The sequence below is a fragment of the Halogranum gelatinilyticum genome, from assembly GCF_900103715.1.
GTDB lineage: Archaea > Halobacteriota > Halobacteria > Halobacteriales > Haloferacaceae > Halogranum > Halogranum gelatinilyticum.
The window spans coordinates 945,499-966,459 of the sequence record NZ_FNHL01000001.1 but is presented as its reverse complement, the minus strand read 5'-3'; the positions used below and the strand labels follow the sequence as shown (position 1 = coordinate 966,459).

24 protein-coding genes and 1 tRNA gene are annotated in these 20,961 nt (G+C 64.4%); 16 read left to right on the top strand and 9 right to left on the bottom strand.

Annotated elements, in window-relative coordinates; genetic code table 11:
* Positions 1 to 46: 46 nt before the first annotated feature.
* Both BLR57_RS04970 and BLR57_RS04965 read left to right on the top strand, forming a co-directional pair.
* On the top strand, positions 47 to 1,033 hold the full coding sequence (locus tag BLR57_RS04970) for a class I SAM-dependent methyltransferase (protein WP_089694731.1): 987 nt from the start codon (positions 47 to 49) through the stop codon (positions 1,031 to 1,033).
* 111 nt (positions 1,034 to 1,144) lie between these two features.
* Positions 1,145 to 1,217: transfer RNA gene (locus tag BLR57_RS04965), tRNA-Thr, on the top strand.
* 73 nt (positions 1,218 to 1,290) lie between these two features.
* Here BLR57_RS04965 and BLR57_RS04960 read toward each other — a convergent pair.
* A complete protein-coding gene (locus BLR57_RS04960; RefSeq protein ID WP_089694729.1) occupies positions 1,291 to 1,785 on the bottom strand; it encodes a GNAT family N-acetyltransferase in 495 nt (164 codons plus the stop codon).
* Between the two features lie 115 nt (positions 1,786 to 1,900).
* Between BLR57_RS04960 and BLR57_RS19840 the strand changes: the two genes are divergently transcribed.
* From BLR57_RS19840 to dph5, 3 genes are all read left to right on the top strand, one after another.
* Positions 1,901 to 2,029 (top strand): hypothetical protein, encoded by a 129-nt coding sequence (locus tag BLR57_RS19840; RefSeq protein ID WP_280140440.1) that lies wholly within the window; start codon positions 1,901 to 1,903, stop codon positions 2,027 to 2,029.
* 72 nt (positions 2,030 to 2,101) lie between these two features.
* Positions 2,102 to 2,335 (top strand): hypothetical protein, encoded by a 234-nt coding sequence (locus tag BLR57_RS04955; protein WP_089694727.1) that lies wholly within the window; start codon positions 2,102 to 2,104, stop codon positions 2,333 to 2,335.
* 57 nt (positions 2,336 to 2,392) lie between these two features.
* Positions 2,393 to 3,166, top strand: coding sequence for a diphthine synthase (dph5, locus tag BLR57_RS04950; protein WP_089694725.1), 774 nt, complete (start codon positions 2,393 to 2,395; stop codon positions 3,164 to 3,166).
* A 44-nt stretch (positions 3,167 to 3,210) separates the two neighbouring features.
* Here the strand turns inward: dph5 and artA are convergent, their stop codons facing one another.
* The 3 genes from artA to BLR57_RS04935 all read right to left on the bottom strand — a co-directional run bounded on the left by artA (position 3,211) and on the right by BLR57_RS04935 (position 8,092).
* Positions 3,211 to 4,164 carry an archaeosortase A gene (artA, locus tag BLR57_RS04945; protein ID WP_089694723.1) on the bottom strand — a complete coding sequence of 318 codons (954 nt, stop codon included), beginning with the start codon at positions 4,162 to 4,164 and terminating at the stop codon, positions 3,211 to 3,213.
* Between the two features lie 150 nt (positions 4,165 to 4,314).
* On the bottom strand, positions 4,315 to 6,927 hold the full coding sequence (locus tag BLR57_RS04940; RefSeq protein ID WP_170830558.1) for a BGTF surface domain-containing protein: 2,613 nt from the start codon (positions 6,925 to 6,927) through the stop codon (positions 4,315 to 4,317).
* A gap of 373 nt (positions 6,928 to 7,300) precedes the next feature.
* Entirely contained in the window at positions 7,301 to 8,092 is a 792-nt protein-coding gene (locus BLR57_RS04935) for a VOC family protein (RefSeq protein WP_089694719.1), read from the bottom strand.
* Between the two features lie 125 nt (positions 8,093 to 8,217).
* On the opposite strand from BLR57_RS04935, the gene BLR57_RS04930 reads away from it, so the two are divergent.
* A complete protein-coding gene (locus BLR57_RS04930; protein WP_089694718.1) occupies positions 8,218 to 9,660 on the top strand; it encodes an MATE family efflux transporter in 1,443 nt (480 codons plus the stop codon).
* 45 nt (positions 9,661 to 9,705) lie between these two features.
* Here the strand turns inward: BLR57_RS04930 and BLR57_RS04925 are convergent, their stop codons facing one another.
* A complete protein-coding gene (locus BLR57_RS04925) occupies positions 9,706 to 10,173 on the bottom strand; it encodes a TIGR04206 family protein (protein ID WP_089694716.1) in 468 nt (155 codons plus the stop codon).
* Positions 10,174 to 10,179: 6 nt separating this feature from the next.
* Complete coding sequence (locus BLR57_RS04920) at positions 10,180 to 11,289, bottom strand: OBG GTPase family GTP-binding protein (protein WP_089694714.1); 1,110 nt, start codon at positions 11,287 to 11,289, stop codon at positions 10,180 to 10,182.
* Between the two features lie 181 nt (positions 11,290 to 11,470).
* On the opposite strand from BLR57_RS04920, the gene BLR57_RS04915 reads away from it, so the two are divergent.
* The 8 genes from BLR57_RS04915 (at position 11,471) to BLR57_RS04880 (ending at position 17,475) form a co-directional block, all read left to right on the top strand.
* Positions 11,471 to 11,671: a VNG_1110C family protein gene (locus tag BLR57_RS04915; protein ID WP_089694713.1), complete on the top strand. Its 201-nt coding sequence runs from the start codon at positions 11,471 to 11,473 to the stop codon at positions 11,669 to 11,671.
* A 45-nt stretch (positions 11,672 to 11,716) separates the two neighbouring features.
* Positions 11,717 to 12,100, top strand: a complete 384-nt coding sequence (locus BLR57_RS04910; protein ID WP_089694711.1) for a DUF7541 family protein — start codon at positions 11,717 to 11,719, stop codon at positions 12,098 to 12,100.
* A 145-nt stretch (positions 12,101 to 12,245) separates the two neighbouring features.
* Positions 12,246 to 12,650, top strand: a complete 405-nt coding sequence (locus tag BLR57_RS04905; RefSeq protein WP_089694709.1) for a DUF6684 family protein — start codon at positions 12,246 to 12,248, stop codon at positions 12,648 to 12,650.
* A gap of 98 nt (positions 12,651 to 12,748) precedes the next feature.
* Positions 12,749 to 14,491, top strand: coding sequence for a cbb3-type cytochrome c oxidase subunit I (locus tag BLR57_RS04900; protein ID WP_170830577.1), 1,743 nt, complete (start codon positions 12,749 to 12,751; stop codon positions 14,489 to 14,491).
* A gap of 328 nt (positions 14,492 to 14,819) precedes the next feature.
* The gene (locus BLR57_RS04895) at positions 14,820 to 15,095 is read left to right on the top strand and encodes a DUF7520 family protein (RefSeq protein ID WP_089694705.1); all 276 of its coding nucleotides are present in this window, start codon (positions 14,820 to 14,822) and stop codon (positions 15,093 to 15,095) included.
* Between the two features lie 25 nt (positions 15,096 to 15,120).
* On the top strand, positions 15,121 to 15,522 hold the full coding sequence (locus BLR57_RS04890) for a universal stress protein (RefSeq protein ID WP_089694703.1): 402 nt from the start codon (positions 15,121 to 15,123) through the stop codon (positions 15,520 to 15,522).
* A gap of 90 nt (positions 15,523 to 15,612) precedes the next feature.
* On the top strand, positions 15,613 to 16,365 hold the full coding sequence (locus tag BLR57_RS04885; RefSeq protein ID WP_089694701.1) for a GNAT family N-acetyltransferase: 753 nt from the start codon (positions 15,613 to 15,615) through the stop codon (positions 16,363 to 16,365).
* Positions 16,366 to 16,482: 117 nt separating this feature from the next.
* On the top strand, positions 16,483 to 17,475 hold the full coding sequence (locus tag BLR57_RS04880) for an NAD-dependent epimerase/dehydratase family protein (RefSeq protein WP_089694699.1): 993 nt from the start codon (positions 16,483 to 16,485) through the stop codon (positions 17,473 to 17,475).
* Between the two features lie 29 nt (positions 17,476 to 17,504).
* Here BLR57_RS04880 and BLR57_RS04875 read toward each other — a convergent pair whose 3' ends face one another.
* On the bottom strand, positions 17,505 to 18,197 hold the full coding sequence (locus tag BLR57_RS04875) for an HD domain-containing protein (protein WP_089695537.1): 693 nt from the start codon (positions 18,195 to 18,197) through the stop codon (positions 17,505 to 17,507).
* A gap of 240 nt (positions 18,198 to 18,437) precedes the next feature.
* Between BLR57_RS04875 and BLR57_RS04870 the strand changes: the two genes are divergently transcribed.
* Positions 18,438 to 19,184: an alanyl-tRNA editing protein gene (locus BLR57_RS04870; protein ID WP_089694696.1), complete on the top strand. Its 747-nt coding sequence runs from the start codon at positions 18,438 to 18,440 to the stop codon at positions 19,182 to 19,184.
* Between the two features lie 11 nt (positions 19,185 to 19,195).
* Here the strand turns inward: BLR57_RS04870 and BLR57_RS04865 are convergent, their stop codons facing one another.
* Positions 19,196 to 20,002: an FkbM family methyltransferase gene (locus tag BLR57_RS04865; protein WP_089694694.1), complete on the bottom strand. Its 807-nt coding sequence runs from the start codon at positions 20,000 to 20,002 to the stop codon at positions 19,196 to 19,198.
* Positions 20,003 to 20,113: 111 nt separating this feature from the next.
* On the opposite strand from BLR57_RS04865, the gene BLR57_RS04860 reads away from it, so the two are divergent.
* Positions 20,114 to 20,422, top strand: coding sequence for a non-histone chromosomal MC1 family protein (locus tag BLR57_RS04860; RefSeq protein WP_089694692.1), 309 nt, complete (start codon positions 20,114 to 20,116; stop codon positions 20,420 to 20,422).
* Positions 20,423 to 20,580: 158 nt separating this feature from the next.
* On the opposite strand, the gene BLR57_RS04855 is transcribed toward BLR57_RS04860, so the two are convergent.
* Positions 20,581 to 20,835: a hypothetical protein gene (locus BLR57_RS04855; protein ID WP_089694690.1), complete on the bottom strand. Its 255-nt coding sequence runs from the start codon at positions 20,833 to 20,835 to the stop codon at positions 20,581 to 20,583.
* Positions 20,836 to 20,961 lie beyond the last annotated feature (126 nt).

Below are 20,961 nucleotides of genomic sequence, written 5' to 3'. Positions count from 1 at the left end.
CTGAGAAAACGTCAGCCTTACTCGCAGCGGCCGCGTCGGTCGGAACATGAACGTACCCTGTGTCCGCGTCCCGCGCGAGGAGGGCGAGGCGACTCGTCGGACACTCGCCGACGCGGACCTCCTTGACCACGGCCACGACATCGTGGTCGACGACGGCGTCCTCTACATCCCCGTCGCCGACGCGACCGCCGTCCCCACCGACTACGACGTCGTCGACTACGACGCCCCAGCACGCGAGGGCCGGACGCTCCCCGAAGACGTCCTCGGCTTCGAACCCAGCTACGAACGCCTCGGTGACATCGTCATCGTCGACGAGGACGACCCCGAGCGTGCCCAGGCCATCGCCGACGCGCTCGTCGAATCGGACATCCGCGCCGAGACGGTCGTCAACCGCGCCTCGAAGATCAAGGGCGAACTTCGCGTCCGCGACTGGGACGTCCTCGTCGGCGACGACACCGAGACCGTCCACCGAGAGTACGGCTTCGAGTTCCTCCTGGACATCGCCTCCGTCTACTTCTCGCCACGGCTCGCAACCGAACGCCACCGCGTCGTCGAACAAGTCCACGAGGGCGAGCACGTCTTCGATATGTTCGCCGGTGTCGGTCCCTTCGCCATCCCCTGTGCTGCACGGGGTGCCGAGGTTGTCGGTGTCGATCTCAACGAGGCGGCCGTCGAGTATCTCCGCGAGAACGCCCGCCGCAACAAGGTCGCGGACCGCGTGACTGCGGTCCACGGCGACGTTCGCGACGTCGCCGCCGACTACACCGACTGGGCCGACCGCGTGATTATGAACCTTCCACACAGTGCCGACGACTTCCTCGACACCGCCGTCGCCGTCGCGGGCGACGACTGTGTCCTGCACCTCTACGACATCCAACACGAGGACGACCCGTTCGGTCCCGGGCTGGCTGCGGTTCGCGCCGCCGCCGAACCCGAATACGAGGTCGAGGTCTTAGGAGAGCAGACCGTCCGCTCCTACGCCCCCCACGAGTACAACGTCTGTCTGGACGTTCGCCTGACGCGACGGGCGTGAGGCGACGGCCGTGGCATGGCCCACCGCGTCACAGTGGCCGTATTCCGGAACCCTTATTGAGGTATTCGCGGTAGGAAGAGATGCGTTGGAACGGCCGACGTGTCCGCACGCGCCGGTGTAGCTCAGCTGGCAGAGCGATTCCTTCGTAAGGAATAGGCCGAGGGTTCAAATCCCTCCACCGGCTCTTCTCGCGCAACCCATCTCGTCCAGCGACGCCTTTCCGTGTGCCTTACTTCTCTCATCTACCCACTCGGCTCTCACTCCTCTGTCGCCGACAGCTTCAGCTGCATGAACAACGCTTCGTCGTGGAACTGCTCCGGAAGCCGCGTCTCGGGGTAGGGCGGTGTCCGCTCGAAGCCCAGTGACTCGTAGAGTTCGTGTGCGGCCGTCGCCCACGGTGGCGTCGTGAGACCGAGTGTCTCGTAGCCCTCCGTGTGGGCCTTCTCGGCGACCGTCTCGACGAGTGCTCGGCCGAGACCGGAACCACGGGCGGCCGGGTCGACCCACAGCCGCTTGAACTCGGCGACGTCGCCAGCGGTTCCGTACAGGAGGACACAGCCCGCGGGCTCCCCGTCGTGGGAGGCGATCCACGCCCACGACTCGGGGTCGTCGGCCAGTGACTCGACGTCGTGACGGAGCTCGGCGTCCGGGCCGTAGACGTCGCCAGCGTGCTCGTGCATCCACTCGTGGTAGTCCGAGAGGAGTGCTCGTAGTGTCGAGTAGTCCCCGTCGGACGCGACAGGCGTGATCACGTCTTATCTCCAGCGCGGCGGAGAGAATAACGGTGTGGTCGCGGAACCCCCTGTCCGTTACCTCTGTTGCCCCCGGCCGAGGGGTTCAAATAGCCTCGTTACCACTGCACACGCCATGAAGACCTGCTCGCAGTGCGGCAAGAGCGTCCGGCGGACCGAACTCGCCGAGCCGGAGTTCGGTCTCCCCTCCTTCGACGGCCGGAAGTATCCCGACGCCTGCCCGAAGTGCGATACCGCACTCTGAATCCCTGTCGGTGACGGCTTGACCCATTCAGAACCGTTTTAGCCCGCAGTCGCTTCCCGCAGGGCAGAGATTATGTACCGGTGTTCCCGGCCGGGCTGTGCGTGGCGGTCGTTCGCCCCCGCAGCCGCGGCCGCACGAGAGCAGTACGTCGAACATCTCGTCGACGCCCACACTGAGGACGTCGACGTCGACGTCCCCGAAGGGATGGTCCAGCTCCATGTCGACGACGAGTGGCTGACCGTCACACCCGAAGAAGCCCGGAGGCTCCACCGCGAGCGGCACGTCGACTCGCCCGACGAGGAGTGACGTCTCCGACGACACCGAACACGCGCCGCTTATGAATCCCCGCGGCCGAGAGCACGTATGCTCACCTTCATCGGACTCGGTCTCTACGACGAACGCTCCATCACTGTCGAGGGACGGGAGGCACTCCGCGCAGCCGACCGCGCCTTCGCAGAGTTCTACACCAGCAAACTCATCGGGACGACGGTCGAGGACCTCGCCGCCCACCACGACGTCGACATCGAAGTCCGCGACCGCGCGGGCACCGAACAGGACCCCGAAGCCATCCTCGACGCCGCCGAGGAGGAGGACGTCGCCTTCCTCACCGCGGGCGATACGATGATCTCGACGACGCACGTCGACCTCCGGCTCCGAGCCATCGACCGCGGTATCGAGACGCGCGTCATCCACGGGGTGACCGCACAGTCGGCGGCATCCGGTCTGACCGGTCTGCAGAACTACCGCTTCGGAAAAGCCGTCACGCTCCCCTTCCCCTACGCCCACGGCGGTGACGACGTTCCCCAATCTGTCATCGACAGCATCGAAGCGAACCTCGAACGCGGCCTCCACACGCTGGTCTATCTCGACATCAAGGCCCACCGCGACGAGTACATGAGTGCCTCGACGGCGGCGGAGATGTTCGCCGACGGCTGGAAAGACACCGTCGCCGTCGTCGTCGCCCGCGCCGGAAGTCCCGACCCGCTCGTCGCCGCCGACAAACTCTCCGCACTCGCAGAACGTGACTTCGGGGACCCACTCCACATGCTCGTGATTCCCGGAGACCTCCACCACGTCGAAGCCGAGGCACTCGAGCAGCTCGGTGGCTGTCCGTCGGATTTGCTGGAGCCGTTGTAACTGCCGTCACTGCTCGTCGAAAAGAGTCGTCTCGTTCTTCTCCGCTACTCGTCGACCTGTTCGCCGCCGTCGGCGCGCGGCACACGGACGTCGAGTGCCTCCTGTAGGTCGTACTCCTCTTTGGTCACCATGTAGAGGACGTCTTCGATGACGACGAGCAGTTCGGGTAGCTCGCGGACGACGGCGTAGGTCAGCCCGACGAGGACGACCACGGCCAGGAGCTGGCTAATGATGCGGTCGGAGATGAACCACGACACCATGTAGGGGTCGCTGGAACCGAAGAGGAACAGCACCTCGTCGACGAAGAACTGCAGATACTGGTTGCCGAAGGTGACGCCGATGAACGTCGTCCGCGCGAGGTTGAGCACGTAGATGATGGGCATCGAGATGGCCAGTGCGCGGAGCTTCCGCGAGAGCGGTGCCCGGACGGCAGCGATGAGTCCCGCGAAGATGGCCATGCTCCCGAGACCGGTACAGGCCAGCACGATCTCGAAGTGCAGCCGGTGACCCTCGGGCGTCGTAAAGAGGAACGCACTCGGGTAGCCGCTCTCGGTTCCCATGACGACCTCCGGGTTGTAGCCGAACAGACTCATCATGAACCCCGTCTGGTCGGCGACGGTCTGGATGAGAAAGCGTCGTGGTGCGGGGATGGTCAGGCCCGCGACCGTAATCGCTGGAATCGTCTCGAACGGGAGATAGACGAGTCCCATCACGGCGACGGCACGCGAGAGAATCATGAGCGTCGAACGGCCCTGATACAGGAGCCAGCCGGCGTAGATGCTGGCGGGGACGGCGACGATGGTGAGGATGCCCTCGACGTAGCTCTTGTGCTCGAAGATGAAGTGGGGGATGAGCTGGAGCCAGAAGAGGGCGAACAACACCCACGCACCGGTGGTGGTGATCCGTGCGGCACGCTCGTCGTACCGTTCGAGCACGACGCCCGCACCGAACAGGAGGATGACCACCCAGGCGAGGGTGTCGGAAAACACACCGGGCATACGCGTTGCAACGGCGTGGCGGAATAAATCCCTTGTCGTTGGTGGTGTTCGGACGCACGAGCGAGCGATGGAGCTGTCGCTGGCGGGTGTAGCGTCCCAAAGAAAAATTGCTGCAAGGGCCGGCGTGAGCCGGTGGTTAGTTAGCGCTGGTTAGTTCTCGCGGCGGAGTGCGAGGAGTGCAGCACCTGCGAGTGCGACGAGGGCGACGGCGATGCCGAAGCCGGGCGACGTGGTGGTCGTCGTCTCAGGCTCGTCCGTCGTCGTCGTCGTCTCGGACGGCTCTTCCGTCGTCGGCTCTTCCGTCGTCGGCTCTTCCGTCGTCGGCTCTTCCGTCGTCGTGTCCGGCTCTTCCGTGGTGGTCGAGTCGTCGATCTGCTCAACGACCGTACCATCGTACTCGACATCCTCGTCGAAGCTGCTACGCGAGGTGTCGGTTGCCGTCACGGTGAAGTTCGTACCAACTGCGCGGTCCGAGAAGTCGAACGAACCGGAGAAGGTACCGTCAGCCGAGACGTTGACCGTCTGGGTTGCGACGAACGGGTTGTCGGAGCCCGAGACGGACTGGACGCGAAGCTGGATCTCGCTGCCAGCTGCGATGGTCGACGTGCCGGAGATCGAAGCGTTCTCGCTTGCTTCGACTTCGACGATGTCGTCATCGTTGGCGTCGAGCGTGGCTTCACGCGTCACCATCTCGAAGGACGAGGTGACTTCCTCGTCACCCTCTGCGAGTTCGGAGGCACTGACAACGTCGAAGGAGACGTCGAATTCGTCGTTGTCGTCCCATTCGCTGGCGTCACCGTTCTCGCGCATGATCTGGTCGTTCTCGGCCGTGTCGATGACCGCGAAGACCTGACCGTTGTCACCGTCGACGATGTAGTCGATGGTCTGGTTGTTGACCATCTTGTTCGGACGGTTCGGCTCGGGGTTGGTCTGACGGATCGTCAGGTTGAGGTGTCCGTTGACACCCTCGTCTGCACCTTCGAAGGCGTCGGAGACCTCAGACGAGTCGGTCTCAGTCGAGACAGCCTCGATGTACCCGTCCAGGCCAGATGCCTGGATCTGGACGATGATGTGGTCGCCCTGTGCGATGGTGCCGTCCTGCGTGACGGTACCGTTCTCGATAGCGCTGGCGACGTCGTCAGCGTTCGAGATGTCGCTGCGAGCGTCTTCGGAGGCCGTCCACGTCTGGACGCCCGTCGTCGTACGGTCGGTCACTGCCAGGGTACCGACGTCATCGGAGCTGTCGTCGGTATCGTGGCGGTAGAATTCCTCGGGACCGACTGCGAGGTCGTAGTTCGCTGCTGCAAGCGGAACGTCTTCGCTGTCGGTGCTCGGGATGATCGTACCCGTCGCGTAGTCGTCTCCGTCGCCGACGATGTCGTCAGCGGAGGAGATCGTCTGGTCGTACGTGTTAATCGTGAAGTTGACGTAGCCGTCGTCGTTGTCGTCCTCGATGGACGCGTTGTAGACGAAGCCGTCTTCTTCACTACCGATGGAGACAGCGCCGGTCGAGGCGTCGCCCATCGAGATGTTGACTTCAGCGATACCACCGCGAGCGACAGAGACACTACCGTCTTCGAACTGGTAGTTCTTGTTCAGGCGCTCAACAGTGATGTCGTCGCTAGCTTCTGCGTCCGTGTCGGTCACGGAGAAGTTGAACGTGTAGTCACCGCGGTCGATGTCGGTGAAGTCGACAGTCTCGGTCTGGTCCTTGTTCAGGGTGACCGTGAGGATGTCGTCGTCGTCGGTCGTCGACGTGTCGTAGTCTGCGAAGATGTTCTGCAGGTCGCCTGCGTCGAGACCGTCCGCGGAGACGTTAGCCGTGAAGTCCCCTGCACGGTTCGCCGAGGAGACGTCGAGCTCCGTCTGTGCGTCGGAGCCTTCGTCAGTGACGGTGCTGTCGTCGAACTCGACGTCGAACCGCTGTTCGACGAGCGAGAAGCTTGCGACGAGGTTGTCGTCGCTGTCGAGGACAACGTAGTCGTCGGACTCGAGTCCGTCGGTGTCGATGAGAACTTCGCCGTCAGTCTGAGCCTCGAGGTCCAGCGCGAGCTGGTCGGGCTCATCGGCGTTGTCTTCGTCCTCGGTGTAGACCGTGATGGACTCGCCGGACGTGATCGAGCCGGTGTCCATGTTGTCGTCAGTGAACAGGAGCGTCTGGCCAGCGTAGTACGGGCCAGAGACACTGTCGGTGTCGACGTTACTGCTGTCCGTGTCCTGGACTCTCAGCACGACGACGTCCTCAGCGGACGCGGTCGGGCCGTCACTGTCGACGACTTCGGCGTTGATGCCGTAGTCAGTCGTGGACTGGACGTTCGGCTGCTCGACCGTCACGTCGACGGTTGCCGTGACGTCAACGGTATCAGCGTTGCTGTCAGGGCTGATAGTGAACTGGAGCGTGTCGCCGCTGTTGACGACGCTCGTGCCAGTGACTTCGATAGTGGAACTATCGTCACTGTTCTCGACCGAGACATCCTCCAGCGTGAGCGAGCCCTGGTACGCGTTAGGGAACTCGACGCGGAAGGTGTCCGTGTTGCCGTCGTCAGCAACGTTGTCTACCTGGAATGAAATCGTGTGCGATGCACTCGCCCCCTCATCGACGCTGACCGGTCCAGACGGGGTTTGCCCGTTGAACGTCACGTCGGAGAGGTTGTTGGCCGCAGCTGCAGTACCGGCGAACGCGATGGAGCCCGCGAAAACGGACGTGACCATCAGCGCAGCCAGCAGCAGGCCACGGATCTTCTGATTAGTATCAGATGTCATGGTTTGGTTGTAGTCTGTCGGCGGCGGCATCTTTCTCCCACCCTGGACCTCGGTGCCCACCGTGCCACCTCGGCGCGGCGGACTCGGGCTGGGATACTCACTACTGCCACCATGGGTAGGGGTACAGTCCAAACGTAAGCCTCTCGTTATAAATGCTTTGTGGTCAACAGTGTATCGCGTCAACGTTTCACACGGCCGATTTCAGGGGGTAGAAGCCCTCTCGCCGATTTCTCGCTTAAGTACTTTCTGGCAGTAACGGGGGAGATTGTCGGGCGTGTGTCAGTGTGGACCACGACCGACTTTCGTCGTCGACAGTCTGAAAAAACGAGACGTTTTGCCGCACTCACGCCGATGAGGTGTGTCGCGCGCTGCTCTACGCCGGGAACAGCGACTCGTCGCTCCAGTCGCGTTCGAGGACCTCGATCTCGTGGCCCTCGGGGTCCTTGGTGAACGCGTAGAGGTCGTCGCAGTCGGCGGGCGTGCGGTACTGCTCGGTCTCGCGGGTCTCCAGCGTCTCCCAGTAGTCGTGGAGGTCGTCGGCGCGGACGGCCAGATGCCCCCAGGCGTCGCCGAGGTCGTACGTGCGGCCGTCGTAGTTGTACGTCAGCTCGATGGCCATCGCGTGCTCGGACGCCCCTTCGGGCTTCATGAAGTAGTTCGCGAAGGTGTCGGACTCCCAGCGGCCCGTGTGCTCGTACTCGAACTTGCGGGTCCAGAAGCCGATTGCCTCGTCGACATCCTCAACGCGGATCATCGTGTGGTCGATGCTCCACTTCGCGCCCTGGTCGCGCTTGACGATCTCGATCTCGTGGCCGTCGGGGTCCTTGACGAAGGCGTAGCGGTTGCCACAGGACTCGGGGTCGCGGTAGTCCTCGACGCCCTCCTCCATCAGCTGGTCGTAGGAGGACTGTAGCTCGTCTTCGGGCACGCGCACGGCGATGTGTCCCCAGGCGTTGCCCAGCTCGTAGCTGTTGTCGCCGTGGTTGTACGTGAGTTCGAGCATCGCACCCTCGTCGTGCAGCTCCTCGGGCCCGATGTAGACGTTGGTGAAGGTGTCGGCCTCCCAGCGACCCTTCTCCTCGTAGTTCAGATGTGTGGTATACCAGTCGAGCGACTCCTCCAGATCCTCGACGCGGATCATGACGTGGTCGAACGTGCCAGACATACGCGGCACAACGCCACGAACGTGGAAAAGCGTGCCGAACGCGGAAGCCCCGCACCGCGTTCGCACACCGCTCACGCGAGCTGTGACGAAGTTCGTTTATACGCTCCGCCGGAAGGATGTGTACGGTGTCCTCGCTTCCGAACCCCTTCCGCCGTCTCATCGTCTCTATCGGTCTCCTCTTGGCCCGACTCGGGCTGATCGACCGCGAGCGAGCGGTCCGGACGGCCGACCTCTCGTGGCCCCGCATCGTCACCGGTATCGCCCGGATGTCGAAGAACGCCGTCGACGTGGCGATGGTCGGGATCGCCGCGGGGACGGCAGCCATCACCGGCGTCGGTATCGCCGGTCCCTTCTGGGGACTCGCCTTCTCCATCGGTGGCGGCGTCGCTGGCGGCACCATCGCACTCGTCTCGCAACGCTACGGCGCGGACGAGAGCGAGGGAATCGGTCTCGCCGTGCGCTCCAGTGCCCTCCTCGTCGTCCTCGTCGGTCTCCCCGTCACCGCTGTCTTCTACACGTACTCGACGGAACTCATCTCGCTCATCAACGGCAACGCCGCCGTCGTCGACTACGGTGCGACCTACCTCGCCGTGGTCGGCTTCGGAGTGCCCTTTGCGGGTCTCAACCTTGTCGGCAGCCGCGTTCTCGTCGGTGCCGACGACGCCTACACCGCAATGGTACTACGCGCGAGCGGGGCGGTCATCAACATCGGTCTCAACGCAGTGCTCATCTTCGGGCTGGACATGGGCGTCACCGGCGCGGCACTCGGCACCGTGTTCTCGAACGCCATCGTCACCGGCGCGTTCGCGCTCGGGCTCGTGCGCGGGGGACTCCCCGGTGTCGGCGCGTTCCCGGTTCAGATCGACCCGTTCGGCAGCTACGTCGACGCCGACAACCTCCGGGACCTCGTCCAGATCGGCCTGCCGGTAATGGGCCGAAACCTCGTCTGGACGGTCGCGGAGTTCCCGATGCTCGCCATCCTCGGCGGGATGCAGGAGGGCGTCCTCGCCGCGTTCGTCATCGCCCGACGCATCTGGGGCATCATGAACACGCCCGGCTGGGGCTTCGGCCTCGCCTCCTCCAGCCTCGTCGGCCAAGCACTCGGCACCGGCGACGAGGACATCGCGGAGACCTACGGCCGCGAGGTCATCCGGTTCGCCGTGGCAACCTACCTCGTCTCGGCGGTCGTCGTCGCCGTCTTCGCTCGCCCCATCGTCTCGCTGTTCGTCGAAGATCCGACGACACAGGTCTTCTCTATCGCCGTCTCGCTTGTCTACGTCGCCTGCGTCGCCGTCGTCTTCCAGGGCGTCTCCGGCGGGGCGGCCGGGCCGCTCGACGCCAGCGGCGACACGCGGTGGGCCTTCGGTAGTCAGTTCCTCGGGATGACGACCTCCATCGCCCTCGCCTTCGTCGGCGCGAGCGTCCCCGCCATCGGAATCACGGGTCTCTACGTCGCCTTCCTCGCCGAGACGACCATCCCCGCCGCGCTCAACTACTACCGCTTCCGGACGGGTACGTGGAAAGAGGTTAGCCGGAACTACCGGCCGGGCGCGACGGCAGACGACTGAAAGAAGGGTGACAAGGATGACAAACCGAGCGGCGGTCGGCTACGGCTACTCGGCGTAGTATCGGTACAGCAGATATCCGCCGACAGCCCACAGCACGACGGTTCCGAGCGGCCACGCGACGCGGTTCGGCTGGAGGGAGAAGCCGCGTGCGAGCTGGAGTTGGGTGACACCGGCCAACGCGAGTGCGATGGCCGTGAGTCGGACGTCCTCGCGACCGGTTACCGCACCGACCGCCGCGCTCGCGACGGCGACGAGATAACACGCCACGCCGAGGGGCCACGCGAGGATGTAGTCGGGGAGTCCCACCGTGAACCGGAGGAGGAAGTCCCAGATGGTGGTAACGTTCGGCGGGTTGGTGTTGAACAGCCCCCACGCGAACAGAAAGGTGACGTCACCCGTCGAGAAGACCTGGACCGACCACGGGACGGCAGCGAGCGCGACAATCAGAAGGAGCCGTCGGTAGCGACCCGTACCGACAGCCTCGTCGCCGGTGACGTGAGACGGAACGGCCACGTCCGTTCACCGGGTGATGGCGATGCGGAGGACGTCCTCGTCGGCCAGTTCGTGGTCCTTGCCGACCTGTTGGTCGTCGTGTTTCGCGCTCTCCCCGGAGACGCGGGCGAACCGGAACCGCTCCTCGAAGTTCTTTCCGAGCTTTTTGCAGGCCGTGCCGACGGTGTCGCCCTCCATGAGCACGAGCGGCTCCTCGTAGTCGACGCCGCGGCCCGGCTTGTCCATGTAGATGCGGATGAGACCCAGCGCGTCCCAGATCTTGTCCTTCAGCGCGTCGAGTCCCTTCTCCTTCTCGGCACTGATGAAGACGACCTCTTCGGGGTCGAGACCGATGTCGCGGAGGTCATCCTGGACGGTCGGCAGATAGTCCTCGTCGATGAGGTCCGCCTTGTTGGCGGTGACGATGGAGGGGAGATAGATGCGGTTGTCCATGATGCCGTCGATGAGTTCGTCGACGGTGATGTCGCCGCGGACGGTCACCTCGGCGTTGACGTAGCCGTGTTCCCGCAGGATTCCCTTGATGGTGTCCTCGTCCAGTTGGACCTCGTCGGTCTTCGTGACGCGGATTCCGCCGCGGCCCTTCTTGTTGATGAAGATGCTCGGCGGCTCCTTGTCGAGGCGAATCTTGTTGTAGTAGAGTTCCTCGCTCAGCCGCTCGTACTTCTCGATCTCGAAGACGGAGAGGACGAAGACCACCAGGTCGGCGGTCCGGACGACGGAGAGGACCTCCTTCCCGCCACCACGGCCACCCGCAGCACCCTCGATGAGACCGGGGACGTCGAGGACTTGGATGTTGGCCCCGCGGTACTGCAGCATACCGGGGTTGACGTCGAGCGTGGTGAACTCGTACTCACCGACCTCACTGTCGGCGTTGGTGAGGGCGTTGATGAGCGTCGACTTGCCGACGCTCGGAAAGCCGACGAGAGCGATGGTCGCGTCGCCCGTCTTCTCGACGGCGTACCCGACCCCCCCACCGGCGGAGGACTGGTTCTCCAGTTTCTCCTTTTTCTCCGCGAGTTTCGCCTTCAGCCGGCCGATGTGCCCCTCAGTCGACTTGTTGTAGGGCGTACTGGCGATTTCCTCTTGGAGCTCTTCGATTTCCTCCTCAAGACCCATTACCCGTAATTCCGCTTCGTCCCTCGAAAAACCCTTTCCTTCTGTGTTTGCGTGCGCGTGACGAGCACGCGGGCACGGCGCGCCACGTGCGCCCTCGCCTTCGCGTGCGTCCGCGGGAAGAATGTATATCGTGCGACTTCGACACGGTTAAAAGTCATCACAGAGTGCTGACGAGTACCGTATGCCGGACCCCTCCCGTCTCCGTGAAAGCACGGAGATCGTAGTCCCTTGTGACGCGCTCGACGGGATGCGTGACGAACTCGAATCGGAGTTCGTCGTCACGGTGTTCACGGCGAACACGCACTGCCGGATCATCGGCAGCCCCGTCGAAATCAAGGCGGTCAACGACTACCTCGCCCGACACGGTGTCTTCCTCCCCTGAGGCCGCTTCCGAAGTGCTTTGTAGGCTCCAGCCGTTACGACCGGTATGGACGAAGACCCCGGATTGAGCGACCAATACCGGATGGCGAGCCCGTGGCCGCTGTTTATCGCCCTCGGCATCCCGATCGCCGAGGTCGGTATCCTGTTCGACCTCGCACCGCTGTCGGTCGGCGGGCTGATCCTCTTCTGTGGGAGTGCCGCTGGGATGGCCAAGGAAGCTGGCTACGCCAAGACACCGTGGCGCGCGCTCGTCGTCTGTTCGGTCCTCTTGTTCGGACTCGGAGGACTCTTCCTCTACGCCGACACCCTCGTGACGGCCGAAGGCATCCAGCTCCTCGCTCGCGGCTACGCCGTCATCGCGGCCGCCGTCATCCTCCTCGTCGGGAGCCTCGTCGGCCGGACGGTCCTCCGCGACCCGAGTCCGTTCTGAGCCGCCGTCGACTGGCGGCTGCATCGTCACCGACGACTCCACCTCCCATCGCCTGCCTCGCTTTATTCTACGACTCCAGCACAGCCACGTCACACAGCAACGCGAACCAACAACCTATTTGCTTGGGCGTCTGCAACACGTCGGTATGGCCGCCAAAATCTTCGACAAGGACACACTCCTGGACTTGACGGTTAACATCGTCCCGCTCGGGATTATCGCCGGGTTCATCGCGCTGTTCGCCGTCTACGACCCCTTCGGCTACGACACGCTCGGAACGCCGATCATGTACGGGCTGATGCTGTTCCCGTTCGTCGGCCTCGCCATCCTGACGTATCTCTCCGGGAAGGCCATCGCGGGGGACGAGAAGCGTTCGGAAGTCTATCTCGCCGGGGCGGCGACGGTGCCCGGTGCGGAGACGCTCGAAGAGTACGAGGAGCGAGCTCACTCCGACGGTGCCGACGCACTCGAGGAGGCCGACGACGAATCGGCCGAATCGGACGAGACGTCCGAGACTGACGACGACGATCTCACCGCCGAAAGCAGCAACTGAGGACCGACCGCCCGCGGCTGTCACCCGAATCTTTCTTTACCTTCCACTCCTCACCCTCCTCCATGGAGATCACTGGACAGTTAGCACTGACGGTGTTGATGGGGGTCTTCCTCGTCGCCGTCGCCGCCTGGCTCACCCGGGTGGAGAACTGGCGCTCTTACACGCCGCTGGCGGGCGGCGGTGGGGGCGGATACGGACAGGAGAGCGGTCACGCACACGAGAAACCCGGCGGCTTGATCCGCTGGTTGACGACCGTCGACCACAAGGACATCGGGATGCTGTACGGTCTCTACGCCGTCATCGCCTTCCTCGTCGGCGGTGCGATGGTCATGCTGATGCGGGCGGAACTCGCCGACCCCGGCATGACGCTCATCTCGAACACGTTCTACAACTCGCTTCTGACGAGTCACGGTATCACGATGCTGTTCCTCTTCGGGACGCCCATCATCGCGGCGTTCGCGAACTATCTCGTCCCGCTCATCATCGGCGCGGACGACATGGCGTTCCCACGCATCAACGCCATCGCCTTCTGGCTGCTTCCCCCGGCCGCCCTCCTCATCTGGGCTGGCTTCCTCATTCCGACCAACGACATCATCCCCGCACAGACCGCGTGGACGATGTACACGCCGCTCTCGGCGGGTGTCGGCTCCGGTAACCAGGCCAACGCTGGCGTCGACTTGATGCTGCTCGGGCTGCATCTCTCGGGTGTCTCGGCGACGATGGGGTCGATCAACTTCATCGCGACCATCTTCACCGAGCGCGCCGAGGAAGTCACCTGGGCCAACCTCGACATCTTCTCGTGGACCATCCTGACCCAGTCGGGACTCATCCTCTTCGCCTTCCCGCTTCTGGGCAGTGCGATGATCATGCTGCTCGCCGACCGTAACTTCGGCACCGCGTTCTACGCCGGACCCGGCGGCACCATCCTCTGGCAACATCTCTTCTGGTTCTTCGGCCACCCCGAAGTCTACATCCTGGTGTTGCCCCCGATGGGTATCGTCAGCTACGTGCTGCCGCGCTTCTCCGGCCGGCGGCTGTTCGGGTTCAAGTTCGTCGTCTACTCCACGCTCGCGATCGGTGTGCTCTCGTTCGGTGTCTGGGCGCACCACATGTTCGCGACGGGTATCGACCCACGCCTCCGCGCCTCCTTCATGGCGGTGTCGATGGCGATCGCGATCCCCTCTGCGGTGAAGACCTTCAACTGGATTACGACCATGTGGAACGGTCGGATCCGGCTGACAACGCCGATGCTCTTCTGTATCGGCTTCGTCAGTAACTTCATCATCGGCGGTGTCACGGGCGTCTTCCTCGCCTCCATCCCCGTCGACCTCGTGCTCCACGACACCTACTACGTCGTGGGTCACTTCCACTACATCGTCATGGGGGCCATCGCGTTCGCCGGCTTCGCCGGGCTCTACTACTGGTTCCCCCTCTTCACCGGGCGGATGTACCAGCGGAAACTCGGCAAGTGGCACTTCTGGCTCTGGATGGTCGGGACGAACATCACGTTCTTCGCGATGATCCTGCTCGGCTACGGCGGGATGCCGCGTCGCTACGCGACCTTCCTGCCGCAGTTCGCCACGCTCCACCAGATCGCCACGCTCGGCGCGTTCATCCTGATGCTCGGCGGGTTCATCTGGCTGTACAACTTCGTCATCTCGTGGCTCGAAGGCCCGAAGGTCGAAGACGGCGACCCGTGGAACCTCAAGGAAGACGGTCTCTACACGTCCGAGTGGGACTGGTTCGACCGCAAACTGCAGACGAAGATCGCCGACGGTGGCGAGGAAGAAGAACTCGCAACTGACGGCGGTCAGGAAGCCGACGTCGAATCCGACGAATAGCGACCGACTGACTGCGGTTTTTCGAGCGTTGTTTTCGCCGTGTCTGCTAGCCCGGTAGCTACAGCGTTCGTGGTCCAGGCGGCCGCGCCGCTCGGCGAGAAAGTCTCGGTATGTCGGGCGGTGGTTCGCCCGTGCTCAGAACGCGACGTTCAGAACGCGAGGATGAGACCCGTCGCGAACATCAAGAACGCGACGCCGGTGAGCACGATGCCGAGGAGGTCCTTGTCGGACATAGTCGACAGTCGGGACCGAGCCGACAAAGACCCGTCGATACGCCGGATGAGGCGACTCCGAAAGCGATAATCACGACCGCCGCCGTGCTCTAGACGTGCCCAAACGAGGCTTCAGTGGTCAGCGGTTCGTGCTCGTCCTGTACGCCGGACTCGTCGCCGTCGCTGGCACCGCCGGCTTTCTGACGGCGACGTTCGTCGACAACCTGGAACCGCCGGCGTATCTCTTTCTCGTCGAGTTCCCCGCGACCCAACTCGGCTTCGCCGCCTACGGCGCGCTGACCATCGCGACTGTCCTCGGAATCCCGTTGCTCGTCGTCGTCTACGTCTCGCAGTACGTCGACGACCCCGACGCCGTCTCCCCAAAAGACTAAGCGGTCAGGCCGGGAAATTGTGGGTATGTATCACGTGGTACTCGGTGTCGATGAGGACGAAGCCCACGCCCGGCAGTGCGCACAGGAGATCGCCGACCTCCCCGGCGAGGGGTCCGAAAAACACGTGACGATCATCCACAGTTTCACCGACAACCCGAGCGGTGCGTCGGCGACGCAGATCGCGTCGGTCCGCGAGGCGGGCGACCTGTTCGACGAGGCCGGCATCGAGTATGCCGTCGAGGAGTCCAGCGGCGACCCGGCCGACGCAATCATGGAGCTCGCCGCCGACATCGACGCGGACCTCATCGTCGTCGGTGGCCGCAAGCGGTCGCCCGCCGGAAAGGCATTGTTCGGTAGCGTCACCCAGACGGTGATTCTCAACGCCGGTCGGCCCGTGATGGTGACGGGCGTGGCGAAGGACGCCTGAGCGAGAACGACCGACGGCAGACCGCAGCTGTCAGTCTGCGGGACGCCGAACGGCGGTTGGCTTTTTATGTCATCGAGTCACACACAGTGTATGGAAATCCGTGAGGCGACGGCGGCCGACACTGACAGCATCCGAGAGGTTGCACACGAGTCACTCGTAGCGTCCTACGGGCACGGTCTCGACGAGAGAGTCATCGACGACTCCGTCGACGAGTGGTACGGCGACGAGCTCGCCGATGAACTCGATGCCGACGACGCGGTCTACCTCGTCGCCGAAGACGACGGCGAGGTCGTCGCGTTCTCCCAGTGTTATCTCACCGGCAAGGGCGGCGTCACCGGCGAGATCAGTTGGCTCCACGTCCACCCCGACCACCGTGGCAGTGGCGTCGGTGCCCGGCTGTTGACGACGACGGAGGAGACGCTCGTCGACCACGGCGCGACCCGACTGACGGGGAAGGTCCTCGCGCTCAACGAGGCCGGGGCGGACTTCTACGAGCACCACGGCTACGAGGAAGTCGACGGCCGGAGCATCGACCTCGGCGACGAGGCCTACGACGAGCGCGTCTTCGCGAAGTATCCCGGAACCGAGGGCGAGGTGGCCGCACCGCTCGACCCACACGAAGTCGACGGCGAGACCGTCTACGTCGCCTTCGACGAGAGCGACCGTGGCTCGCAGGCCCCGTTCTACCTCGCCTACGTCGACGAGGACCGCGGAGACCGCTACGGCTACTTCTGTGGCAACTGCGAGGGATTCGAGGTCACGATGGACTCGATGGGACGGGTGCTCTGCAACGACTGCGGGAACAAACGCCGCCCGTCGCGGTGGGACTCGGCGTATCTCTGAGGCCAATACCGCCTCCGAGACGGTCGCGGCCGACGACCCGGACCTGTCGGCCACACAGCAACCGGCGGCACGGGCCGACACTGTCACACTTTTTTGACCGCGCGTGGTCCCTCCGGTATGAGCCACGCTCTCGTCATCGGCGGCACGCGCTTCATCGGCCGCCACACCGTCGAGGAGTTTCTCGCCCACGACTACGACGTCACCATCTTCAACCGCGGTACCCACGACAACCCCTTCGCCGACGACGACCGCGTCGAGCACATCCAGGGTGACCGCACCGACGACACCGACCTCCAGACCGCTTCCCTCGCGGCCCGACCGGACGTCGTCGTCGACTGCGTCGCCTACAAACCCGCCGAGGTCGAGCGCGCGACCGAGGTATTCTCGGACGTCGACGCCTACGTCTACATCTCCAGCGGCGACGCATACGGCCGCGAGGAGATTCCCAAACGCGAGGGCGAGACGCCGATGCGACCCTGCACGCCCGAGCAGGCCGAGGACGACACGGGTGAGACCTACGGCAACCGGAAGGCCGAGGGCGACCGCAAGGTGTTCGCGGCGGCCGAGAACGGCGTCAACGCGATGAGCGTCCGCCCCTGTATCGTCTACGGGCCACACGACTACACCGAGCGGATGGACTACTGGCTGGACAGAGTCGACAGCCACGACAGAATCCTCGTCCCCGGCGACGGGCAGAACGTCTGGCACCGCGCCTACGTCGAAGACGTCGCGAGCGCGTTGCGGGTCGTCGCCGAGGAGGGCGAGGCGGGTGAGGTCTACAACGTCGGCGACCGTCGGCTCGTGACGCTCGACGAGATGCTCCGCCTCATGGCCGACGCGATGGATACCGAGGTCGAACTCGTCCACGCTGGCGAGCGCGAACTCGCTGCGGGCGGGCTCGCCCCCGAGGACTTCATCCTCTACCGGGACTATCCGCACGTCCTCGACACGAACAAACTCGCGGGACTCGGTTGGGAGTCGACGCCGCTGGACGAGGCGATGGCCCAGACCGTCGCAGAACACCGCGAGAGCGACCGTGACGGGTCGGAGCACGACCCCGGACGCGACGCCGAAGAGCGGGTGCTCGACGTGCTCGACACGCTGGCATAATACGTCCGAAGAGGGTGACGACCTCGGCGTTACTCGATGTCGCTCCCGAACCGGTTCATCTCGGCGACCTCCTCCTCCAGCCACTCGCGGAACCACTTGACGCGCTTGAGTCGCTGGTGGGCGATGCTCTCGGCGGTGTCGCTGACGATGCGCGTCGAGTGGTCCTGCCCGCGTTCGAGCACGCGCTCGACCATCTCGGCGGCGTCCATGTGGGTCCGCGCCTCGTAGCCCATCCGGAGGAGCATCAGCGCGGTCCCGTTGGCTCCCACCTTGTCGAGGATGTCGGCTTCGATGAGACAACGCGCCTCGAGCGAGACGTCTTCGAGCGGTCCCTGATAGGAGTGGTCGGTGATGGACTGACACACCTGGTCGACGAACGACTCGGGGTAGTCCCCGCGCGAGGAGAGATACTCGCGGGCGACGCGGGCACCCTCTTCAGCGTGGACCTCCTGGTCGGCGTCGAGCTTGGCGATGTCGTGAAACAGCGACGCCACGCGGACGACGTCGATGTCCGCGCCCTCGCGTTTGGCGATGTAGCCCGCGAGGTCGACGACGTTCAGGATGTGGTTGTAGCGGTACTCGGCACTGTGCCACGGATACCACCGCATCCGTCCGCCGTCGTCCTCGTTCTCGACGCTCGCAGCCAGATAGTCGTAGACGAACTGCTTCATCTCCGTGAACTCGTCGTCGGAGACGGAGGACTCCTTGATCTCAACGCCCACGGGACCACCCCGCACGGCACTGTTCCTTGGTCATAGTTACTGGACAAGAGGGTTGTTTCGGTCTTAGGCGTTACGACAGGTTTTTGTTCTCTGACCGAATCGCAGTCTGCACAACTGAGCCGTCTGAACGGGACGATTTCGGCAACGTCCCCGAGCCAGGACACGCCTGCGACGGTCCGATCTGCGTTCCGACCGCGCCCGAAGCGAAGGGGTAAGTGAACCGGCGCACTCACCTCCGGCATGACCGACGCGCTGTATCTGGCCGACACCGAGGCGAGGACCTTCGAGGCGACCGTCGAGCGGGTCGCCGACGACCGAGTCGTCCTCGACCGGACCTGCTTCTATCCGACCGGCGGCGGCCAACCCCACGACACGGGCACGCTCGTCGCCGCCGACGGCACCGAGTGGACCGTCACCGACGTCCAGAAGAAGGACACGATCTACCACACCGTTGCTCGCGACGGTGTCGATGGCGGGACCGAAAGCGAGACGCCGACGGCAGGGTCGACCGTCACCGGCCACCTCGACTTGGACCGCCGCTTCGCCCATATGCGTTACCACACGGCCCAGCATCTCCTCTCGGCGTATCTCCTCGACGAGTACGACGCCGAGACCACGGGCAACCAACTCTACGCCGACCACGCACATCTCGACTGCGCCTACGACCGGTTCACCGAGGACGACCTCGCCGACATCGAGGCGGGCTTGAACGGTCTCGTCGACGACGCGCTCCCCGTCCGGTGGTACGAACTCGACCGCGAGGAGGCCGAGGCGACGCTCGACCCCGAGCGGACGCGGATCCACCTCCTGCCCGACTCCATCCGGGAGATCAGAATCGTCGAAATCGGCGACGAGACTGACCCCTACGACCGGACGGCCTGTGCCGGGACGCACGTCGCCGACACCGCCGACATCAGCACCGTCGACGTGACCGGCCGGAAGACACAGGGGAGCGAGCACGAACGAGTCCACTTCGAACTCCACTGACGGCCGCCACGTCACTCCCGGCCACTGGACCCGGCGTCCGTCTCTGTCGCCGTCTCGGGCCGACAGACCCAGCCGTTTTCTCGCTCGTGAATCCGGTAGCCGACCGACCGGAGTCGGTCGCCGACGGCGTCGGCGTCGCGTGTGGGGTCGGCGACGGCGTGGGGTTCGAAGTAGACGACGGGCCGGTGGTTCCGGATCGTCTGCAGGGAGCCGGTCACGACGTCGTAGCCGAACCCCTCGACGTCGATCTTCAGATGGTCCGGTGGCGGGACCTCGCCGTCGGCGACGAGATCGTCGAGACGACGGACGTCGACCTCGACTGTGTCCCGTACGCGCGCCTCCCAGCCAGCGGCGTTGTCGGCGACGAACGAGCCGAGTTCGTCGTAGGTCGAGCGGTAGAAGGTCGCGGTGCCCGACTCGGACCCCAGCCCCTCGGCACGAACGTCGACGCGGTCCTCGAAGTCGTTGAGCCGGACGTTCGTCCGCAACTGCTCGCAGACGGCCGGGTTCGGCTCGAAGGCGACGACCCGCGCTGTCGGCCGCGCTGCTGCGACCGCCAGCGAGTAGACCCCGGTGTTCGCACCGACGTCGACGACGGTCTCTCCCGAGTCGCAGTTCGCAAGTAGTGCTCGGAGGAGACCGTCACGGCCGTGTTTGTTGACGAGCTCGTAGCTCCGAAAGCGTGCGTCGCCGACGCGTTTTGCCGGTGCGTACAGCTCGTAGCGATGGTTGTAGCCGACCGCGGCGTAGTAGCCAGAGAAGACGAGAAAGCGGCCAGCCCGGAAGAGCCGACGGCCGACGTCACGGAGGGTGGTCATGACTCTCTCGTCGCCGACCGGCGACTTTGCAGTTCCGGCGGAGCCGTCGACCCCCGTTCCGTGGGGTGGTTATTTATCGGATGCCCGTGTCACGGTAAGCGAGGTCTACCCATGGTACGTCAAGACGGCAAGCGAAACTTCGTCCTCCGTGACGAATCGGGCGACACAGAACACGTCTACACCGGCAACACGCCCCGGCAAGCGGCACTGAAGGCGGCACGACGGCTCCCCGCGGCTCCGAGCGAGGAGGAGATCGACGGCAAGGCCGAACTCCGACTTCGGGAGAAGACGACCCAAAAGGTCCACATCTACGACGGCTGGGCCTGGCAGGAAGAGAAACCGGACGACGGCCCGGAGTGGATGCCGGACGTCGTCACGCGGGCGAACGTCTCCAAACAAGGTATCGAACACTTGGAGTGAGACGCCCCGGATTTTCGCGCCCCGCCACAGCGACGGTGAGCGACTGCTATCCGCGCACTCGCTCACGTGGCGACCGGGTTCACGCCGCACGGTATCGAACCGCACGGTGTCGAAGCGATGCGAACTGTCGGTGAAGTCACTGAGTCCGGTGACGGTACTCACCTGGACTCCTCTTCATCCAGATCGGCGTCGTACGGCCCAACCGGCGTGACGAGTCGGACCTGCCGACGGCCGACGGACCTGCCCGTCTTCTGGTCTCGGAGTTCGTCGAACGTCGCCTCGACGTCGAACGTCGACGCACACTGCTGACACCAGAAATGGTGGTTGGTTGGTTCCCAGCTTCGGTGGCCACGTGGACAGACGAACCGCCAGCGGTCACGTCGGTCCTGGATTCGGACGACTTCCTTCGTCATCGGTTGACCCGGACGGCGGGGATAGTAAAAACTCGAATCCAGACGTGCTCGGTGGAAGTGAACCTGGAGTTCGTGACAGCGACCGTCGGTCGTCCCCACCGACCGAATCTCGACGGAACAGCCACG

Bases quoted from the DNA above. Each gene is read 5' to 3' on its own strand.
- BLR57_RS04970 (WP_089694731.1), top strand. From the start codon at position 47: ATGAACGTACCCTGTGTCCGCGTCCCGCGCGAGGAGGGCGAGGCGACT.
- BLR57_RS19840 (WP_280140440.1), top strand. From the start codon at position 1,901: ATGAAGACCTGCTCGCAGTGCGGCAAGAGCGTCCGGCGGACCGAACTC.
- BLR57_RS04955 (WP_089694727.1), top strand. From the start codon at position 2,102: ATGTACCGGTGTTCCCGGCCGGGCTGTGCGTGGCGGTCGTTCGCCCCC.
- dph5 (WP_089694725.1), top strand. From the start codon at position 2,393: ATGCTCACCTTCATCGGACTCGGTCTCTACGACGAACGCTCCATCACT.
- artA (WP_089694723.1), bottom strand. From the start codon at position 4,164: ATGCCCGGTGTGTTTTCCGACACCCTCGCCTGGGTGGTCATCCTCCTG.
- BLR57_RS04940 (WP_170830558.1), bottom strand. From the start codon at position 6,927: ATGACATCTGATACTAATCAGAAGATCCGTGGCCTGCTGCTGGCTGCG.
- BLR57_RS04935 (WP_089694719.1), bottom strand. From the start codon at position 8,092: ATGTCTGGCACGTTCGACCACGTCATGATCCGCGTCGAGGATCTGGAG.
- BLR57_RS04920 (WP_089694714.1), bottom strand. From the start codon at position 11,289: ATGGGTCTTGAGGAGGAAATCGAAGAGCTCCAAGAGGAAATCGCCAGT.
- BLR57_RS04915 (WP_089694713.1), top strand. From the start codon at position 11,471: ATGCCGGACCCCTCCCGTCTCCGTGAAAGCACGGAGATCGTAGTCCCT.
- BLR57_RS04910 (WP_089694711.1), top strand. From the start codon at position 11,717: ATGGACGAAGACCCCGGATTGAGCGACCAATACCGGATGGCGAGCCCG.
- BLR57_RS04905 (WP_089694709.1), top strand. From the start codon at position 12,246: ATGGCCGCCAAAATCTTCGACAAGGACACACTCCTGGACTTGACGGTT.
- BLR57_RS04900 (WP_170830577.1), top strand. From the start codon at position 12,749: ATGGGGGTCTTCCTCGTCGCCGTCGCCGCCTGGCTCACCCGGGTGGAG.
- BLR57_RS04890 (WP_089694703.1), top strand. From the start codon at position 15,121: ATGTATCACGTGGTACTCGGTGTCGATGAGGACGAAGCCCACGCCCGG.
- BLR57_RS04885 (WP_089694701.1), top strand. From the start codon at position 15,613: ATGGAAATCCGTGAGGCGACGGCGGCCGACACTGACAGCATCCGAGAG.
- BLR57_RS04880 (WP_089694699.1), top strand. From the start codon at position 16,483: ATGAGCCACGCTCTCGTCATCGGCGGCACGCGCTTCATCGGCCGCCAC.
- BLR57_RS04870 (WP_089694696.1), top strand. From the start codon at position 18,438: ATGACCGACGCGCTGTATCTGGCCGACACCGAGGCGAGGACCTTCGAG.
- BLR57_RS04865 (WP_089694694.1), bottom strand. From the start codon at position 20,002: ATGACCACCCTCCGTGACGTCGGCCGTCGGCTCTTCCGGGCTGGCCGC.
- BLR57_RS04860 (WP_089694692.1), top strand. From the start codon at position 20,114: ATGGTACGTCAAGACGGCAAGCGAAACTTCGTCCTCCGTGACGAATCG.
- BLR57_RS04855 (WP_089694690.1), bottom strand. From the start codon at position 20,835: ATGACGAAGGAAGTCGTCCGAATCCAGGACCGACGTGACCGCTGGCGG.